Source organism: Stenotrophomonas sp. YJH_SMC_6 (assembly GCF_059371335.1).
Genome location: NZ_JCAFUM010000016.1, coordinates 78,468 through 91,688, shown reverse-complemented (window position 1 = coordinate 91,688; position 13,221 = coordinate 78,468). Strand labels below are relative to the sequence as shown.

The following is a 13,221-nucleotide window of genomic DNA, read 5'->3' as shown; positions in this document are numbered from 1 at the left end:
TTGCCACGGTCAGGGCCTGCCCAACGGTTGCAATGCTACGGCAAAACAGCTGAACAGTCACCTTTGCAGTCCACAACACGTTGTAGAGCCGCCGTCATAGCGGATTGGTAACGTCATTGGCACGAATTTGCGACACACTGGCGACGACCATCCGAGCCAGGACAGACACGGAGACTGTGGGTGACCGATGCAAGCCAACAACGCAGCCTGCGACAGCTGATCGGGCCGGTCGGTGCCGACTATCAGCGGCGCGCGTTGCCGCCCGGCTGGGTCTGGGCCGTGCTGGCGGTGCTGCTGGCGGCCACCTGGGTGACGGAGTTGCCGGCCACGGCCGCGGCGGCACTGGTCGCCAGCGCGGTGGTGGTGCACTGGTCGCAGCGCGGTCGCATCCATTGGCTCGGCTGGCGCCTACCGGGCCTGGCCGTACTGGCGGCCCTGCTGTGGGGGCCGGAAGTGCTGTCGCAGTGGTTCGAGCACGGGCTGGCCGTGGTCCTGATGTCGCTGGCCAGTCTCAGTATTGGCGTGCACGTGTGGCAGTCGCGGCAGTTGGCGCGCCAGCTGCAGGGCGCCGCCGATGCGCTGGATGATGCCCAGTTGCTGTCGTTGCTGCCCGATGATGCCGCGCAGCTGGCCCAGCAGTGGCGGGAAGGCGATGACCGCTACGCGCCGGAACTGGCGGTGGTGATGCACCTGGCGGTGATGCACGCGGCGCTGGCGCCGCGCATGCGCGGGCAGGGCATGCTGGCGGGGTGACCCGCCTTTTGTAGCGTCGAGCCATGCTCGACTGCTTTTCTTACCGAAGCCGAGCATGGCTCGGCTCTACAGAAGACCAAGACAGCCGAGCATGGCTCGGCTTTACAGGGTGATGCGCAGCGGCCTTACGCGTCGCGGTTGCCGCGACGCATCACGCGCTGCTTCTCGATCGCCCAGTCGCGGTCCTTGGCGGCATCGCGCTTGTCGTGGGTCTGCTTGCCCTTGGCCAGCGCGACTTCGAGCTTGATCTTGTTCTTGCTCCAGTACATCGCGGTGGGCACGATGGTGTAGCCATCGCGCTCGACCTTGCCGACCAGCTTGTCGATCTCGCTCCGGTGCAGCAGCAGCTTGCGCTCGCGCCGGTCGTTGGCCACCACGTGGGTGGAGGCCTGGATCAACGGGGTGATCTGGGCGCCGATCAGGAAGATCTCGCCGTGCTTCACGTAGGCGTAGGCATCGATGATGTTGCCGCGGCCAGCGCGGATCGACTTCACCTCCCAGCCCTGCAGTGCCAGGCCGGCCTCGAAGCGTTCTTCGATGTGGTACTCGTGGCGGGCACGCTTGTTCAACGCGATGGTCTTGTTGGCCGTCGCGCTCTTTGCTTTATCCTTGCCGCTGTTCTTGCTCATTTCCGTATTGTCTCCGATTCGGGCCCGCCCGGTCGATTGCCGAAACGTCCTGTATTCATGCCTACTATCCGCCGCAGCGCCCTGGTCGAACATTCGTCCGCGCGCATGTTCGACCTGGTCAACGATGTCCAGGCCTATCCGCGCCGCTTCCGCTGGTGCTCGGCTGCCCAGATCCTGGAGCAGGGCGAGGACCGGCTGGTGGCGCGCCTGGACCTGGGCCTGGGTTCGTTCAGCACCTGGTTCCAGACCGAAAACACCCTGCAGCGCCCGCACAGCATCGACATGCAGCTGCGCGATGGCCCGTTCAAGCAGTTGCACGGCCGCTGGGAATTCCATGCGCTGGCCGAGGACGCCTGCAAGGTCACCCTGACCCTGGAATTCGAGCCCAGCTCGCGCCTGCTGGGGCCGGCCCTGGCGATCGGCTTCCAGGGTCTGGCCGATCGGATGGTCAATGATTTCGTCCGCGTCGCCGACGAGGCCTGAGCGATGATCGAGGTCGAGGTGGTGCTGGCCTGGCCGCAGCAGGTGCTGTCGCGCCGGCTGCAGCTGGACGAGGGCGCGACCGTGGCCGATGCCATTGCCGCCGCCGCGCTGGAAGGCAGTGACCGATGCCCGGCCGTGGCCGTGCATGGCGTACTGGCGCGCCCGCAGCAGGTGTTGCTGGAGGGTGACCGCATTGAGCTGCTACGCCCGTTGCTGGCCGACCCCAAGGACAACCGCCGGCGCCGCGCGCTCGGCGGTTGATGCCCGCAACCCGTCCGTGGGGACGGGCAGGGGGCCTCAGCGGCCCTTCTTCTTCTTGTCCTTCGGCAGGTTGCGGCCGAACTGGCGCACGGTCTGCTGGGCCAGGGCCTTGTCGTTGCCCGGGAAGTAATCGCCTTCCCAACGGGTCACGGTGTCATTCTCGAAGAACACCACGAAGTTCTTCACTTCAGTACGTCCCAAGCGGTTCACCCGCTGGCTGGAGGTGTAGTCCCAGCGCTGGGCGTGGAACGGATCGGGAATGGACGGGGTGCCCAGCAGCGCGGTGACCTGCTGCTTGCTCTGCCCGACCTGCAGCTTGGCCACGGCATCTTCCCGGATCAGGTTGCCCTGATAGATGGGTTGCTTGTAGATGATGCCGCACCCGGTGGTGGACAGGGCGACGGCGGCGACCAACAGGAGATTGCGCATCGGGACTGGCGGTTGGGGAAATCAAACCGATGATACACTCCCGGCGTGCCACCGCGACCCAATCCGAGGCAGCTGGCGCTAAATCGCCAATGAACGGAGACCTATGGAAACCCACGACCTGCGTAAAGTCGGCCTGAAGGTGACCCATCCGCGGATGCGGATCCTGGCGCTGCTCGAGCAGCGCAATGCCCAGCACCACATGACCGCCGAAGACATCTACCGCCAGCTGCTGGAGCATGGCGACGAGATCGGCCTGGCGACGGTGTACCGGGTGCTGACCCAGTTCGAGGCCGCCGGCCTCGTGCTCAAGCACAATTTCGAGGGCGGCCAGGCGGTCTACGAACTTGACCGTGGCGGCCACCACGACCACATGGTCGACGTGGACAGCGGCAAGATCATCGAGTTCGAGAGCCATGAGATCGAGGAGCTGCAGCGCAAGATCGCAGCCGACCACGGCTACGAACTGGAAGAGCACTCGCTGGTGCTGTACGTGCGCAAGAAGCGCAAGTAAGCCGATCCAGCCAGCCAGATGCGACGAAACCCCGGGCCTGCCCGGGGTTTTTCGTTGCTGGGTCGCGTGCTGGGGTCAGAGCCCTTTGCTGGCGCAAAGGGATCCGACCCCGGCCTACCCCTGACCTCCAAGCAGCACGTCCAGATCCACCGCCTCGGCCATCGCCCGGTTCCCCGCATCACCCGGATGCAGGTGATCGCCGGAGTCGTAGGCAGCGGCCATCCGTGACGGATCGGCCGGATCGCGCAGGGCCGCGTCCAGGTCGATCACCGCGTCGAACGGCCCGTCGGTGCGCAGCCAGGCATTGAGCTGGCGGCGCAGGGCGTCCTTGTCCGGGTGGTAGTAGTCGTCCAGCGGCGTGCCGGGCAGGGCGCCGGCGAACGGCATCAGGGTGGCGCCGAGGATGCGTAGACCCCGCCGATGGGCCTGTTCGGCCAGGGCGCGGTAGCCTGCCTGCAGCTCGGCAAGCGTGGGCCGCGCCTGCTTGCGCGCGAAGGCAGTGCCGGGCCAGCTGATGTCATTGATTCCAACCAGCACGATCACGCTGGACACGCCAGGCTGATCCAGTGCATCGCGTTGGAAGCGGGCGAGCGCGGATTCCCCCATGCCGTCGTGCAAGAGGCGGCCACCCGAGATGCCGGCATTGACCACCGCCGCCCCGTACGGGACCAAACGTGCGGCCAGATGGTCGGTCCAGCGCTGGTCCTGGTCGAGGCTGGCGGTGGCGCCGTCGGTGATCGAATCGCCGATCACCACCACGCTGCGTGCGCTGGTCGGCGCCTCGACCTCGATGCCGGCCAGGAACAGGCGGGCCGTGGTGCTGCTGGCCCCGCTCAGTGCCTGGGCCTGGCTCTGGTCGCCAGGCGCAATCCAACTGGTCTGCCTGCCCTCCCAATGGAACGTCTGTACCGGCATCGGCCCCGGCACGAAGACGCTGACCTGCAGCGCCTGCCGGTCAGCCGTGGCCAGTGGCAGCGGATCGCTCAGCCGTTCCTGCCCGGGGCCGATCAGCACTCCGGGCTGGCCTTCGAAACTGAGCGGCTGCGGGGTGTCCCCCGCCCGGGCGGCCACGCTCGCCGCCCCGATCCGCAGTGGTTGAGTGCCGTAGGCATTGCTCAGCCGCACCCGCAGCCGAGACCCGCCCAGGCTGATACGTGCCGTCTGGCGGAAGGTCTGGTCCTGCAGTGCGGCTGGGACCAGGGTCGGAAACAGGAATTCCGGGCCCCAGACCGGTTGCGGGCTGGCCTGCCAGCTGGCGACCCAGTGTGGCGCAGGGGCGGCGCTGGCGGCACTGGACAGGCCGATCAATGCGGTGGTGACGAGCTGGCTGAAACGATTCATCGGGCAATCCCGGGTGGAGGGATTGCCATGGTGATTCCGTACTCATCTGTGAACTAGACTGCGCATGGACAATCATCTGTGAACTGGATTCATTGCCATGGCGCGCTCCGACATCAACCGATCCGGCGAACTGGAAGTGTTCGTGCGGGTGATCGAGACCGGGGGCTTTTCCGCAGCCGCCCGAACATTGGAGATGACCCCGTCGGCGGTCAGCAAGCTGGTGGCGAGGCTGGAACAACGTCTGGGGACGCGCCTGCTGCAGCGTTCCACCCGCCAGCTGCAGCTGACTCCCGAGGGCTGCGCGTTCTACGAGCGCGGCCTGCGCGTGCTGGCCGACCTGGACGAGGCCGAGCGCTGTGCCAGTGCTCACGCCGAGCCGCGTGGACGCCTGCGGGTCAATTCCAACGTGCCGTTCGGCCAGCATTTCCTGTTGCCGTTGCTGCCGGCGTTCCTGCAGCGCAATCCGCAGGTAGGCGTGGACCTGACCCTCAACGACGAGGTGATCGACCTGCTGGAGCAGCGCACCGACGTGGCGGTGCGGGCCGGTCCGCTGAAGAGCTCGAGCCTGGTGGCGCGGCGGCTGGGCGCGACGCGGATGATGATCGTGGCTGCACCGGCCTACGCGCAGCGGCACGGGCTGCCACGCACTGCCGAGGAGCTGCAGTCGCACAACCGGCTGGATATCGGCCATGCGCGCGCGATGCAGGGCTGGCCGTTGCTGCAGGACGGGCGCGAACGCATGCTGCTGCCCAGTGGCAACGCCCGCGCCAGCAACGGCGATGCGCTGCGCCAGCTGGTGCTGGGTGGGTTGGGCATGGCGCGGCTGGCAGCATTCCAGGTGCAGCAGGATATTGCCGCCGGGCGCCTGCTGCCGGTGCTGGAAGAGGCCAACCCCGGTGACCTGGAAGAGGTGCACGCGGTGTTCCTGGGGCAGGGCGGCTACCTGCCGCTGCGGGTGCGCGCGTTTCTTGATTTCCTGGTGGAGAACGTCGACCTGACGCAGCCACGGGGGTAGTGCCGGCCGCTGGCCGGCAACCTCACGATCTTCGACCCCTCGCATCGGTTGCCGGCCAGCGGCCGGCACTACCGTGCGGAAGCCGGGCCCACGCACGGTAGTGCCGGCCTCAGGGCTGCAGCAGCTTGCGCGCGGCGGCGCGCGCTTCCTTGCTCACTTCCACGCCGCCGAGCATGCGTGCCAGCTCTTCCTCGCGCGCCTTGCTGTCCAGCTTTTCCACGGCGCTCTGGGTCATGCCTTCCACCGGGCCCTTGCTGACCCGGTAATGGGCATGGCCCTTGGAGGCAACCTGCGGCAGGTGGGTCACGCACAGCACCTGGCGCTTCTCGCCGAGCGCGCGCAGCTTCTGGCCGACGATGTCGGCTACCGCGCCGCCGATGCCGGAGTCGACTTCGTCGAACACCATGGTCGGTACTGCATCCAGGTCCAGCGCGGCCACTTCGATGGCCAGCGAGATGCGTGACAGTTCGCCGCCGGAGGCCACCTTGCGCAGGGCGCGCGGCGGCTGGCCGGCATTGGCTGCGACCAGGAATTCCACGCGCTCGGCACCCTGCGGGTCGGGCTTGGCGGCGTCCTGCGGTTCCAGCTCGATCAGGAACTGGCCGCCGCCCATGCCCAGCTCTGCGATGATGCCGGTGGTGGTGGCCGACAGCTCGGCAGCAGCGTTGCGACGGCTGGCGGTCAGCACTTCGGCCTGTGCGCGCCAGGCGGCGGCGGCCTTGTCGATCTCGCCGGCCAGGCGCTGCAGGCGTTCGTCGGCGCCGCGCAGCTGTTCCACTTCGGCGTGCATGCGCTCGCGCTGCGCACCCAGCTCGTCCATCGGCACGCGGTGCTTGCGGGCCAGGTCGTGCAGACGGCCGAGGCGGCGCTCGTTCTCCTCGAACTGTTCCGGGTCGGCGTCGAGGTCGTCATGCACCCGATCCAGCAGCGACAGGGCTTCGTGCAGCTGGATCGAAGCGTTCTCGATCAGGCCATCCACCTCGCCCAGGCGCGGGTCGTGCTCGATCAGGCGCGACAGCTCGTGGCGCACCTGCTGCAGCAGGTCCAGCGCGGAGCTGCCGTCGTCGCCGTTGAGCTGGTTGCTGGCGGCCTGGCAGGCGCTCAGCAGGGCGCTGGCATGGGCCTGGCGGCGGTGGCTGGCGCCGAGTGCGGCAATCGACTCCGGCTCCAGGTCTTCACGGTCCAGCTCGCGCAGCTGGTGCTCCAGGAAGCCGATCCGGTCACTGACGTCGCCCTGTTGCGACAGCGCCAGCGATTCATCGACCAATGCCTGCCAGGCCGCGGCGGCGCGTCGCACCTGGCGGCGTTCGTTCTCGTTGCGCGCATAGGCGTCGAGCAGGGCCAGCTGCGACGGGCGCGTCAGCAGGGCCTGCTGTTCGTGCTGTCCGTGGATCTCCACCAGCAGCGAGGCCAGGTCGCCCAGTTGCGCCAGGGTCACCGGGCGGCCGTTGATCCAGGCCCGCGAACCGCCATCGGCGCGGATGACCCGGCGCAGCTGGCACTGCTCCTCGTCGTCCAGCTCGTTGTCGGCCAGCCACTGGCGTGCAGCCTGCAGCTGCTCCAGCGCAAACTCGGCCGAAAGCTCGGCGCGCGCGGCGCCGTGGCGGACCACGCCGCTGTCGGCGCGCAGGCCGGACAGGAAGCCCAGCGCGTCGACCATCAGCGACTTGCCGGCGCCGGTCTCGCCTGAAACCACGGTCATGCCTGGCCCGAACTCCAGTTCGGTGGCGCGGACGACGGCGAAATCCTTGATCGAAAGATGTCTGAGCATGGGTAAGGGGGTATCAGCAGCCGCGCAACGCTAGCACGCGGGCGAGGGAGGTCCAATGACTTGCCAAGGTGATGCGCCGCCATTATCTAGTGTCCGTGTCTCACAGGTTGATTCCATGCACGGTTCTCCCGACCAGCTTGCCCCGCGTGCGCGCCATCTGCTGCGCACGCTGATCGCGCGTTACATCCAGGACGGCGAGCCGGTCGGCTCGCAGACGCTGGCGCGCGTGGCCGGGCTGGAGGTCAGTCCGGCCACCATCCGCAACATCCTGGGTGACCTGGAAGACCTGGGGCTGCTGGCCTCGCCGCACACCTCCGCCGGGCGCGTCCCGACCGCACATGGCTACCGGGTCTTCGTCGACAGCCTGCTGCAGATGCAGCCGCCGGGCGAAGGCGAGCTGGCCCGGTTGCGCCAGGAACTGGCTGGCGGCGGCAGCACCCAGGCCCTGCTCGGCAGCGCCTCGGAGCTGTTGTCGGCGATGAGCCACTTCGTCGGCGTGGTCAGCGCGCCGCGACGCGAGCAGTTCGCCTTCCGCCAGATCGACTTCGTGGCGCTGGACGGGCGCCGGGTGCTGGCGATCCTGGTGTTTGCCGACAACGAGGTGCAGAACCGCGTCATCGAGACCCGGCAGGAGTTCGCGCCGGGCCAGCTGGAGCAGGTCGCGAACTACCTCAATGCCCATTTCGCCGGCCTGCCGATGGCCGAGATCCGCACCCGACTGCTGCTGGAACTGCGCGATGCCCGCTCCGAGCTGGAACAGCTGCTGGCGCACAGCATCGAGCTGGCCGAGCAGGCCCTGCAGCCGGCGGCCGACGACATGCTGGTGGCCGGCCAGACCCGCCTGATGGGGGTGCAGGACCTGTCCGACCTGGAGCGCCTGCGCGAGCTGTTCGAGCTGTTCTCCAGCAAGCGGGAGATCCTGCAGCTGCTGGAGCGGACCATCCAGGCGCCCGGCGTGCGCATCTTCATCGGCGAGGAGACCGGGATGATGCCGCTGCAGGGCGTCTCGCTGGTCACTGCCCCTTACACGGCCAATGGCCAGGTGCTGGGCGTGCTGGGGGTGATCGGCCCCAAGCGGATGGCCTACGACCGCGTGATCCCGCTGGTCCAGGCTACCGCCGATGTACTGGGCGCGGCGTTTTCGCCAGCCGGCCGCCCGCCGGGAACATCCGACGCTTGAAACGCAGCATCCCGCCCACACTAGGGTGGGTGGAGGCGGAGATTGACCGCCAGGGACCCAGACATGAACCACGAACAGCCAGATATCGAATCCCAGCAGAGTGCCGCCGATGCGGCCGCCACCGCCGGCGTCAACGACGAAGTCGAGCGCCTGCGCGCCGAAATCGAACAGGTCAAGGCCGATGCCCTGCGTGAGCGCGCCGACCTGGAGAACCAGCGCAAGCGCGTTGCCCGTGACATCGAACAGGCCCGCAAGTTCGCCAACGAGAAGCTGCTGGGCGATCTGCTCCCCGTGTTCGACAGCCTGGATGCCGGCCTGAAGGCCGCCGGCGACGACCCGCACCCGCTGCGCGAAGGCCTGGAGCTGACCTACAAGCAGCTGCTGAAGGTGGCCGCCGACAACGGACTGGTCCTGCTGGACCCGATCGGCCAGCCGTTCAACCCGGAACACCACCAGGCCATCAGCCAGGTGCCGACGCCGGGCGCCGCCCCGGGCAGCGTGGTGACCGTGTTCCAGAAGGGCTACCTGCTCAACGAGCGCCTGCTGCGGCCGGCGCTGGTGGTGGTGGCCGCCGATTGATGGACCAGGCCGGGCTTTGCCCGGTCCCGGTTGTGCCAGGCCATGCCTGGCAAGGTTTTCCAGGCGCTGAACACAGCGTTCGGGAGACGGCTTGAATGTTCCACGAGCCTCCCCCACATCGTATTCATCCACCGGCCGAACGGCCGGACTGACACCAACAAGCATCCTCAGGAGTCTCCCCCATGGGCAAGATCATTGGTATCGACCTCGGCACCACCAACTCGTGCGTGGCGATCATGGACGGCGGCAAGGCCCGCGTCATCGAGAATTCGGAAGGCGATCGCACCACCCCGTCAATCGTCGCCTACACCAAGGACGGCGAAGTCCTGGTCGGCGCCTCGGCCAAGCGCCAGGCCGTGACCAACCCGAAGAACACCTTCTACGCGGTGAAGCGCCTGATCGGCCGCAAGTTCACCGACGCCGAAGTGCAGAAGGACATCGCGCACGTCCCGTACAGCATCCTGGCCCATGACAATGGCGACGCCTGGGTGGCCACCAGCGACGGCAAGAAGATGGCCCCGCAGGAAATCTCGGCCAAGGTGCTGGAAAAGATGAAGAAGACCGCCGAGGACTTTCTCGGTGAGAAGGTCACCGAAGCGGTCATCACCGTGCCGGCCTACTTCAACGACAGCCAGCGCCAGGCAACCAAGGACGCCGGCCGCATCGCCGGCCTGGACGTCAAGCGCATCATCAACGAGCCGACCGCGGCCGCGCTGGCCTACGGCCTGGACAAGGGCGACAACAAGGATCGCAAGATCGTGGTGTACGACCTGGGCGGCGGCACCTTCGACGTCTCGGTGATCGAGATCGCCAACGTCGACGGTGAAAAGCAGTTCGAAGTGCTGGCCACCAACGGCGACACCTTCCTGGGTGGCGAAGACTTCGACAACCGCGTCATCGAGTACCTGGTTGAAGAGTTCAACAAGGACCAGGGCATCGACCTGCGCAAGGATCCGCTGGCCCTGCAGCGCCTGAAGGATGCTGCCGAGCGCGCCAAGATCGAGCTGTCCAGCGCCCAGCAGACCGAAGTGAACCTGCCGTACGTCACCGCTGACGCGTCGGGTCCGAAGCACCTGAACATCAAGCTGACCCGCGCCAAGCTGGAAGCCCTGGTGGACGACCTGATCAAGAAGTCGATCGAGCCGTGCCGCGTCGCCCTGAACGATGCCGGCCTGCGTTCGAGCGACATCAGCGAAGTGATCCTGGTCGGCGGCCAGACCCGCATGCCGAAGGTGCAGCAGGCGGTGACCGAGTTCTTCGGCAAGGAACCGCGCAAGGACGTCAACCCGGACGAAGCCGTGGCACTGGGTGCTGCGATCCAGGGCGGCGTGCTGGGCGGCGACGTCAAGGACGTGCTGCTGCTGGACGTGACCCCGCTGTCGCTGGGCATCGAGACCATGGGCGGCGTGTTCACCAAGATCATCGAGAAGAACACCACCATCCCGACCAAGGCCTCGCAGGTGTTCTCCACCGCCGAGGACAACCAGTCGGCCGTGACCGTGCACGTGCTGCAGGGTGAGCGCGAACAGGCCCGCTTCAACAAGTCGCTGGCCAAGTTCGACCTGTCCGGCATCGAGCCGGCCCCGCGTGGCCTGCCGCAGGTGGAAGTGTCCTTCGACATCGACGCCAACGGCATCCTGCACGTGTCGGCCAAGGACAAGAAGACCAACAAGGAACAGAAGGTCGAGATCAAGGCCGGTTCGGGCCTGTCCGAGGAAGAGATCGCGCGCATGGTCGCCGACGCGGAAGCCAACCGCGAAGAAGACAAGAAGTTCCAGGAACTGGTGCAGGCCCGCAACCAGGCCGACGCCCTGATCCACGGCACCCGCAGCGCCATCACCGAGCACGGCAGCAAGGTCGGCGGCGATGTCATCGGCAAGGTCGAGGCGGCCCTGGCCGACCTGGAAACCGCGATGAAGGGTGACGACAAGGCACAGATCGAAGCCAAGTCGAAGGCACTGGAAGAAGCTGGCCAGTCGCTGTTCGCCGCTGCTTCGGCCGACCAGGGCGGTGCCCCGGGTGCCGACGCCGGCAATGCCGGCAAGGCGCAGGACGACGTGGTCGACGCCGAGTTCACCGAAGTCAAGGACGACAAGAAGTCCTGATCCGGACCGACACGGGACGCTGGCCACCAGCGTCCCGTTGTCGCATCAGGGTCCTGACCGCCCACCGGCGTGTCGGGGCGCCCGACGCAAGAGCGGACCTGGTTCCGCTCTTCCGCTTTGACGAATCCCGACTTTCCGGAACCAGATCCACGATATGAGCAAGCGCGATTATTACGAAGTGCTGGGCGTTGCCCGCACCGCCACCGACGACGAGCTGAAGAAGGCGTACCGTCGCTGCGCGATGAAGTTCCACCCGGACCGCAACCCGGGTGATGCGGCGGCCGAAGCCTCCTTCAAGGAGTGCAAGGAAGCCTACGAAGTGCTGTCCGACGGCAACAAGCGCCGCATGTACGACAGCCATGGCCACGCGGCGTTCGAGCACGGCATGGGCGGCGGCGGGCCGGGCGGCCCGGACATGAACGATATCTTCGGCGATATCTTCGGCAACATCTTTGGCGGCGGTGGCGGTGGTCCGCGCCAGGCGCGTCGCGGCGCCGATATCGGCTACGTGATGGAGCTGGACCTGGAAGAAGCCGTGCGCGGCGTCGAGCGCCGCATCGAGATTCCGACCCTGGCCGAGTGCGGCGACTGCGATGGCAGTGGCTCGGAAGACGGCAAGGTCGAAACCTGCAATGTGTGCCATGGCCGCGGCCAGGTGCGCATCCAGCGCGGCATCTTCGCCATGCAGCAGGCCTGCCACAACTGCGGCGGCCGTGGCCAGATCATCGCCAAGCCCTGCAAGACCTGCCACGGCAACGGCCGTGTCGAGGAAGACAAGGTGCTGTCGGTGAAGGTGCCGGCCGGCGTCGATACCGGCGACCGCATCCGCCTGCAGGGCGAGGGCGAAGCCGGTCCGGCCGGTACGCCACCGGGCGACCTGTACGTGGAAGTGCGCGTGCGCGAGCATGCGATCTTCCAGCGCGATGGCGACGACCTGCACTGCGAAGTGCCGATCCGCATCTCGCAGGCGGCACTGGGTGACACCGTGCGCGTGGCCACCCTCGGCGGCGAAGCGGAGATCCGCATTCCGGCCGAGACCCAGACCGGCAAGCTGTTCCGCCTGCGCGGCAAGGGCGTGCGTTCGGTGCGCAGCCGCAGCGAGGGCGACCTGTACTGCCGCGTGGTGGTGGAGACTCCGGTCAACCTCACCCCTGAGCAGCGCAAGCTGCTGGAACAGTTCGAAGCCACCTTCGTCGGCGAGGAAGCACGCAAGCATTCGCCGAAGTCGGCCACCTTCATGGATGGCGTGAAGGGCTTCTGGGACCGGATGACGTCCTGAGTTTTCAACGCAAGTGTTGAACGGTAGCGCCGGGCCATGCCCGGCGTTTTCGTTTGCGATCAGCGGAAAAACGCCGCCGGCGTCTGCCCCAGCTGGCGCTTGAACATGCTGGTGAACGCGCTGGGGCTGTCGTAGCCCATCGCCAGCGCGACATCGATGACCTTGTCGCCGACCGCCAGCCGCTCCAATGCGGCCAGCAGTCGCGCCTGCTGTCGCCACTGGCCGAAGGTCATGCCCAGCTCGTGGGCGAAGTGGCGCTGGATGGTTTTCACGTCCACTTCCAGCGCCTGTGCCCAGTCCTGCAGCGTGGCGTCATCGCCGGGGTGCTTCTGGATGTGCTGGCAGATCCGCTGCAGGCGCGGGTCGGTGGGCGAGGGCAGGTGCAGCGGGAGCACGTCCATGCGATGCAGTTCGTCCAGCAGCAGGCGCACCACGCGGCCATCGCGGCTGTCTTCGATGTGCTCGCCCTTGATCAGGGTGGCTGCCTGCAGCAGTTCGCGCAGCAGCGGTGCCACCTGTACCGCGAACGGTTCGGCCGGCAACTGCGGGGCGAACGACGGATCGATGTACAGGCTGCGCATGTGCACGGCGGCAATGCAGTCCACCGCGTGCACCATGCCCGCCGGCATCCAGATCGCACGGGTGGAGGGCACGACCCAGCGACCGACTTCCGAGCGCACCACCATCAGCCCCGAGATGGCATAGACCAGCTGGTGGCGCTGGTGCTTGTGGCCTGCGATATGGGTGCCTGCCGGGTACTGGGTAACCCGGTAGGTGACCGGACGATGCAGTGGCACATCACGCCACGGCGCAGCCGGGTCGACATCGCCGGCAATGTCCTTTTTGCGATAGGCCATGACCCGAACGCGGCAGAAGGGAGGGGAG

Annotated in this window: 14 protein-coding genes; 9 read left to right on the top strand and 5 right to left on the bottom strand. The window is 67.2% G+C overall.

Going from position 1 to position 13,221, the window contains the following annotated elements; translation table 11 throughout:
• The first annotated feature begins 180 nt into the window (after window positions 1-180).
• Entirely contained in the window at window positions 181-753 is a 573-nt protein-coding gene (locus AC5P9N_RS18190; protein ID WP_005409230.1) for a hypothetical protein, read from the top strand.
• Between the two features lie 125 nt (window positions 754-878).
• Here the strand turns inward: AC5P9N_RS18190 and smpB are convergent, their stop codons facing one another.
• Window positions 879-1,382: an SsrA-binding protein SmpB gene (smpB, locus tag AC5P9N_RS18185; protein WP_005409231.1), complete on the bottom strand. Its 504-nt coding sequence runs from the start codon at window positions 1,380-1,382 to the stop codon at window positions 879-881.
• Between the two features lie 57 nt (window positions 1,383-1,439).
• Between smpB and AC5P9N_RS18180 the strand changes: the two genes are divergently transcribed.
• Entirely contained in the window at window positions 1,440-1,865 is a 426-nt protein-coding gene (locus AC5P9N_RS18180) for a type II toxin-antitoxin system RatA family toxin (RefSeq protein ID WP_005409232.1), read from the top strand.
• 3 nt (window positions 1,866-1,868) lie between these two features.
• On the top strand, window positions 1,869-2,126 hold the full coding sequence (locus AC5P9N_RS18175) for an RnfH family protein (RefSeq protein WP_005409233.1): 258 nt from the start codon (window positions 1,869-1,871) through the stop codon (window positions 2,124-2,126).
• Between the two features lie 36 nt (window positions 2,127-2,162).
• On the opposite strand, the gene AC5P9N_RS18170 is transcribed toward AC5P9N_RS18175, so the two are convergent.
• Complete coding sequence (locus tag AC5P9N_RS18170; protein WP_005409234.1) at window positions 2,163-2,555, bottom strand: outer membrane protein assembly factor BamE; 393 nt, start codon at window positions 2,553-2,555, stop codon at window positions 2,163-2,165.
• Between the two features lie 103 nt (window positions 2,556-2,658).
• Here AC5P9N_RS18170 and fur point away from each other — a divergent pair, with 103 nt between their 5' ends.
• Entirely contained in the window at window positions 2,659-3,066 is a 408-nt protein-coding gene (fur, locus tag AC5P9N_RS18165; RefSeq protein WP_005409235.1) for a ferric iron uptake transcriptional regulator, read from the top strand.
• 114 nt (window positions 3,067-3,180) lie between these two features.
• Here the strand turns inward: fur and AC5P9N_RS18160 are convergent, their stop codons facing one another.
• The gene (locus tag AC5P9N_RS18160) at window positions 3,181-4,407 is read right to left on the bottom strand and encodes an SGNH/GDSL hydrolase family protein (protein ID WP_049460536.1); all 1,227 of its coding nucleotides are present in this window, start codon (window positions 4,405-4,407) and stop codon (window positions 3,181-3,183) included.
• 97 nt (window positions 4,408-4,504) lie between these two features.
• Here AC5P9N_RS18160 and AC5P9N_RS18155 point away from each other — a divergent pair, with 97 nt between their 5' ends.
• Window positions 4,505-5,422: a LysR family transcriptional regulator gene (locus AC5P9N_RS18155; RefSeq protein ID WP_005409237.1), complete on the top strand. Its 918-nt coding sequence runs from the start codon at window positions 4,505-4,507 to the stop codon at window positions 5,420-5,422.
• A 109-nt stretch (window positions 5,423-5,531) separates the two neighbouring features.
• On the opposite strand, the gene recN is transcribed toward AC5P9N_RS18155, so the two are convergent.
• Window positions 5,532-7,193 (bottom strand): DNA repair protein RecN, encoded by a 1,662-nt coding sequence (gene recN / locus AC5P9N_RS18150; protein WP_099484002.1) that lies wholly within the window; start codon window positions 7,191-7,193, stop codon window positions 5,532-5,534.
• A gap of 115 nt (window positions 7,194-7,308) precedes the next feature.
• Here recN and hrcA point away from each other — a divergent pair, with 115 nt between their 5' ends.
• From hrcA to dnaJ, 4 genes are all read left to right on the top strand, one after another.
• Window positions 7,309-8,373 (top strand): heat-inducible transcriptional repressor HrcA, encoded by a 1,065-nt coding sequence (gene hrcA, locus AC5P9N_RS18145; RefSeq protein WP_005409239.1) that lies wholly within the window; start codon window positions 7,309-7,311, stop codon window positions 8,371-8,373.
• Window positions 8,374-8,436: 63 nt separating this feature from the next.
• Complete coding sequence (gene grpE, locus AC5P9N_RS18140; protein WP_005409240.1) at window positions 8,437-8,952, top strand: nucleotide exchange factor GrpE; 516 nt, start codon at window positions 8,437-8,439, stop codon at window positions 8,950-8,952.
• A 182-nt stretch (window positions 8,953-9,134) separates the two neighbouring features.
• Window positions 9,135-11,057: a molecular chaperone DnaK gene (gene dnaK, locus AC5P9N_RS18135; protein WP_005409241.1), complete on the top strand. Its 1,923-nt coding sequence runs from the start codon at window positions 9,135-9,137 to the stop codon at window positions 11,055-11,057.
• Window positions 11,058-11,211: 154 nt separating this feature from the next.
• The gene (gene dnaJ, locus AC5P9N_RS18130; RefSeq protein ID WP_005409242.1) at window positions 11,212-12,336 is read left to right on the top strand and encodes a molecular chaperone DnaJ; all 1,125 of its coding nucleotides are present in this window, start codon (window positions 11,212-11,214) and stop codon (window positions 12,334-12,336) included.
• Between the two features lie 59 nt (window positions 12,337-12,395).
• On the opposite strand, the gene AC5P9N_RS18125 is transcribed toward dnaJ, so the two are convergent.
• Window positions 12,396-13,193: an AraC family transcriptional regulator gene (locus AC5P9N_RS18125; protein ID WP_043035461.1), complete on the bottom strand. Its 798-nt coding sequence runs from the start codon at window positions 13,191-13,193 to the stop codon at window positions 12,396-12,398.
• Window positions 13,194-13,221: the final 28 nt, after the last annotated feature.

Excerpts from the sequence above, each read along its gene's own strand:
- smpB (WP_005409231.1), bottom strand. The coding sequence starts at position 1,382 with ATGAGCAAGAACAGCGGCAAGGATAAAGCAAAGAGCGCGACGGCCAAC.
- AC5P9N_RS18180 (WP_005409232.1), top strand. The coding sequence starts at position 1,440 with ATGCCTACTATCCGCCGCAGCGCCCTGGTCGAACATTCGTCCGCGCGC.
- AC5P9N_RS18175 (WP_005409233.1), top strand. The coding sequence starts at position 1,869 with ATGATCGAGGTCGAGGTGGTGCTGGCCTGGCCGCAGCAGGTGCTGTCG.
- AC5P9N_RS18170 (WP_005409234.1), bottom strand. The coding sequence starts at position 2,555 with ATGCGCAATCTCCTGTTGGTCGCCGCCGTCGCCCTGTCCACCACCGGG.
- fur (WP_005409235.1), top strand. The coding sequence starts at position 2,659 with ATGGAAACCCACGACCTGCGTAAAGTCGGCCTGAAGGTGACCCATCCG.
- AC5P9N_RS18160 (WP_049460536.1), bottom strand. The coding sequence starts at position 4,407 with ATGAATCGTTTCAGCCAGCTCGTCACCACCGCATTGATCGGCCTGTCC.
- AC5P9N_RS18155 (WP_005409237.1), top strand. The coding sequence starts at position 4,505 with ATGGCGCGCTCCGACATCAACCGATCCGGCGAACTGGAAGTGTTCGTG.
- recN (WP_099484002.1), bottom strand. The coding sequence starts at position 7,193 with ATGCTCAGACATCTTTCGATCAAGGATTTCGCCGTCGTCCGCGCCACC.
- hrcA (WP_005409239.1), top strand. The coding sequence starts at position 7,309 with ATGCACGGTTCTCCCGACCAGCTTGCCCCGCGTGCGCGCCATCTGCTG.
- grpE (WP_005409240.1), top strand. The coding sequence starts at position 8,437 with ATGAACCACGAACAGCCAGATATCGAATCCCAGCAGAGTGCCGCCGAT.
- dnaK (WP_005409241.1), top strand. The coding sequence starts at position 9,135 with ATGGGCAAGATCATTGGTATCGACCTCGGCACCACCAACTCGTGCGTG.
- dnaJ (WP_005409242.1), top strand. The coding sequence starts at position 11,212 with ATGAGCAAGCGCGATTATTACGAAGTGCTGGGCGTTGCCCGCACCGCC.
- AC5P9N_RS18125 (WP_043035461.1), bottom strand. The coding sequence starts at position 13,193 with ATGGCCTATCGCAAAAAGGACATTGCCGGCGATGTCGACCCGGCTGCG.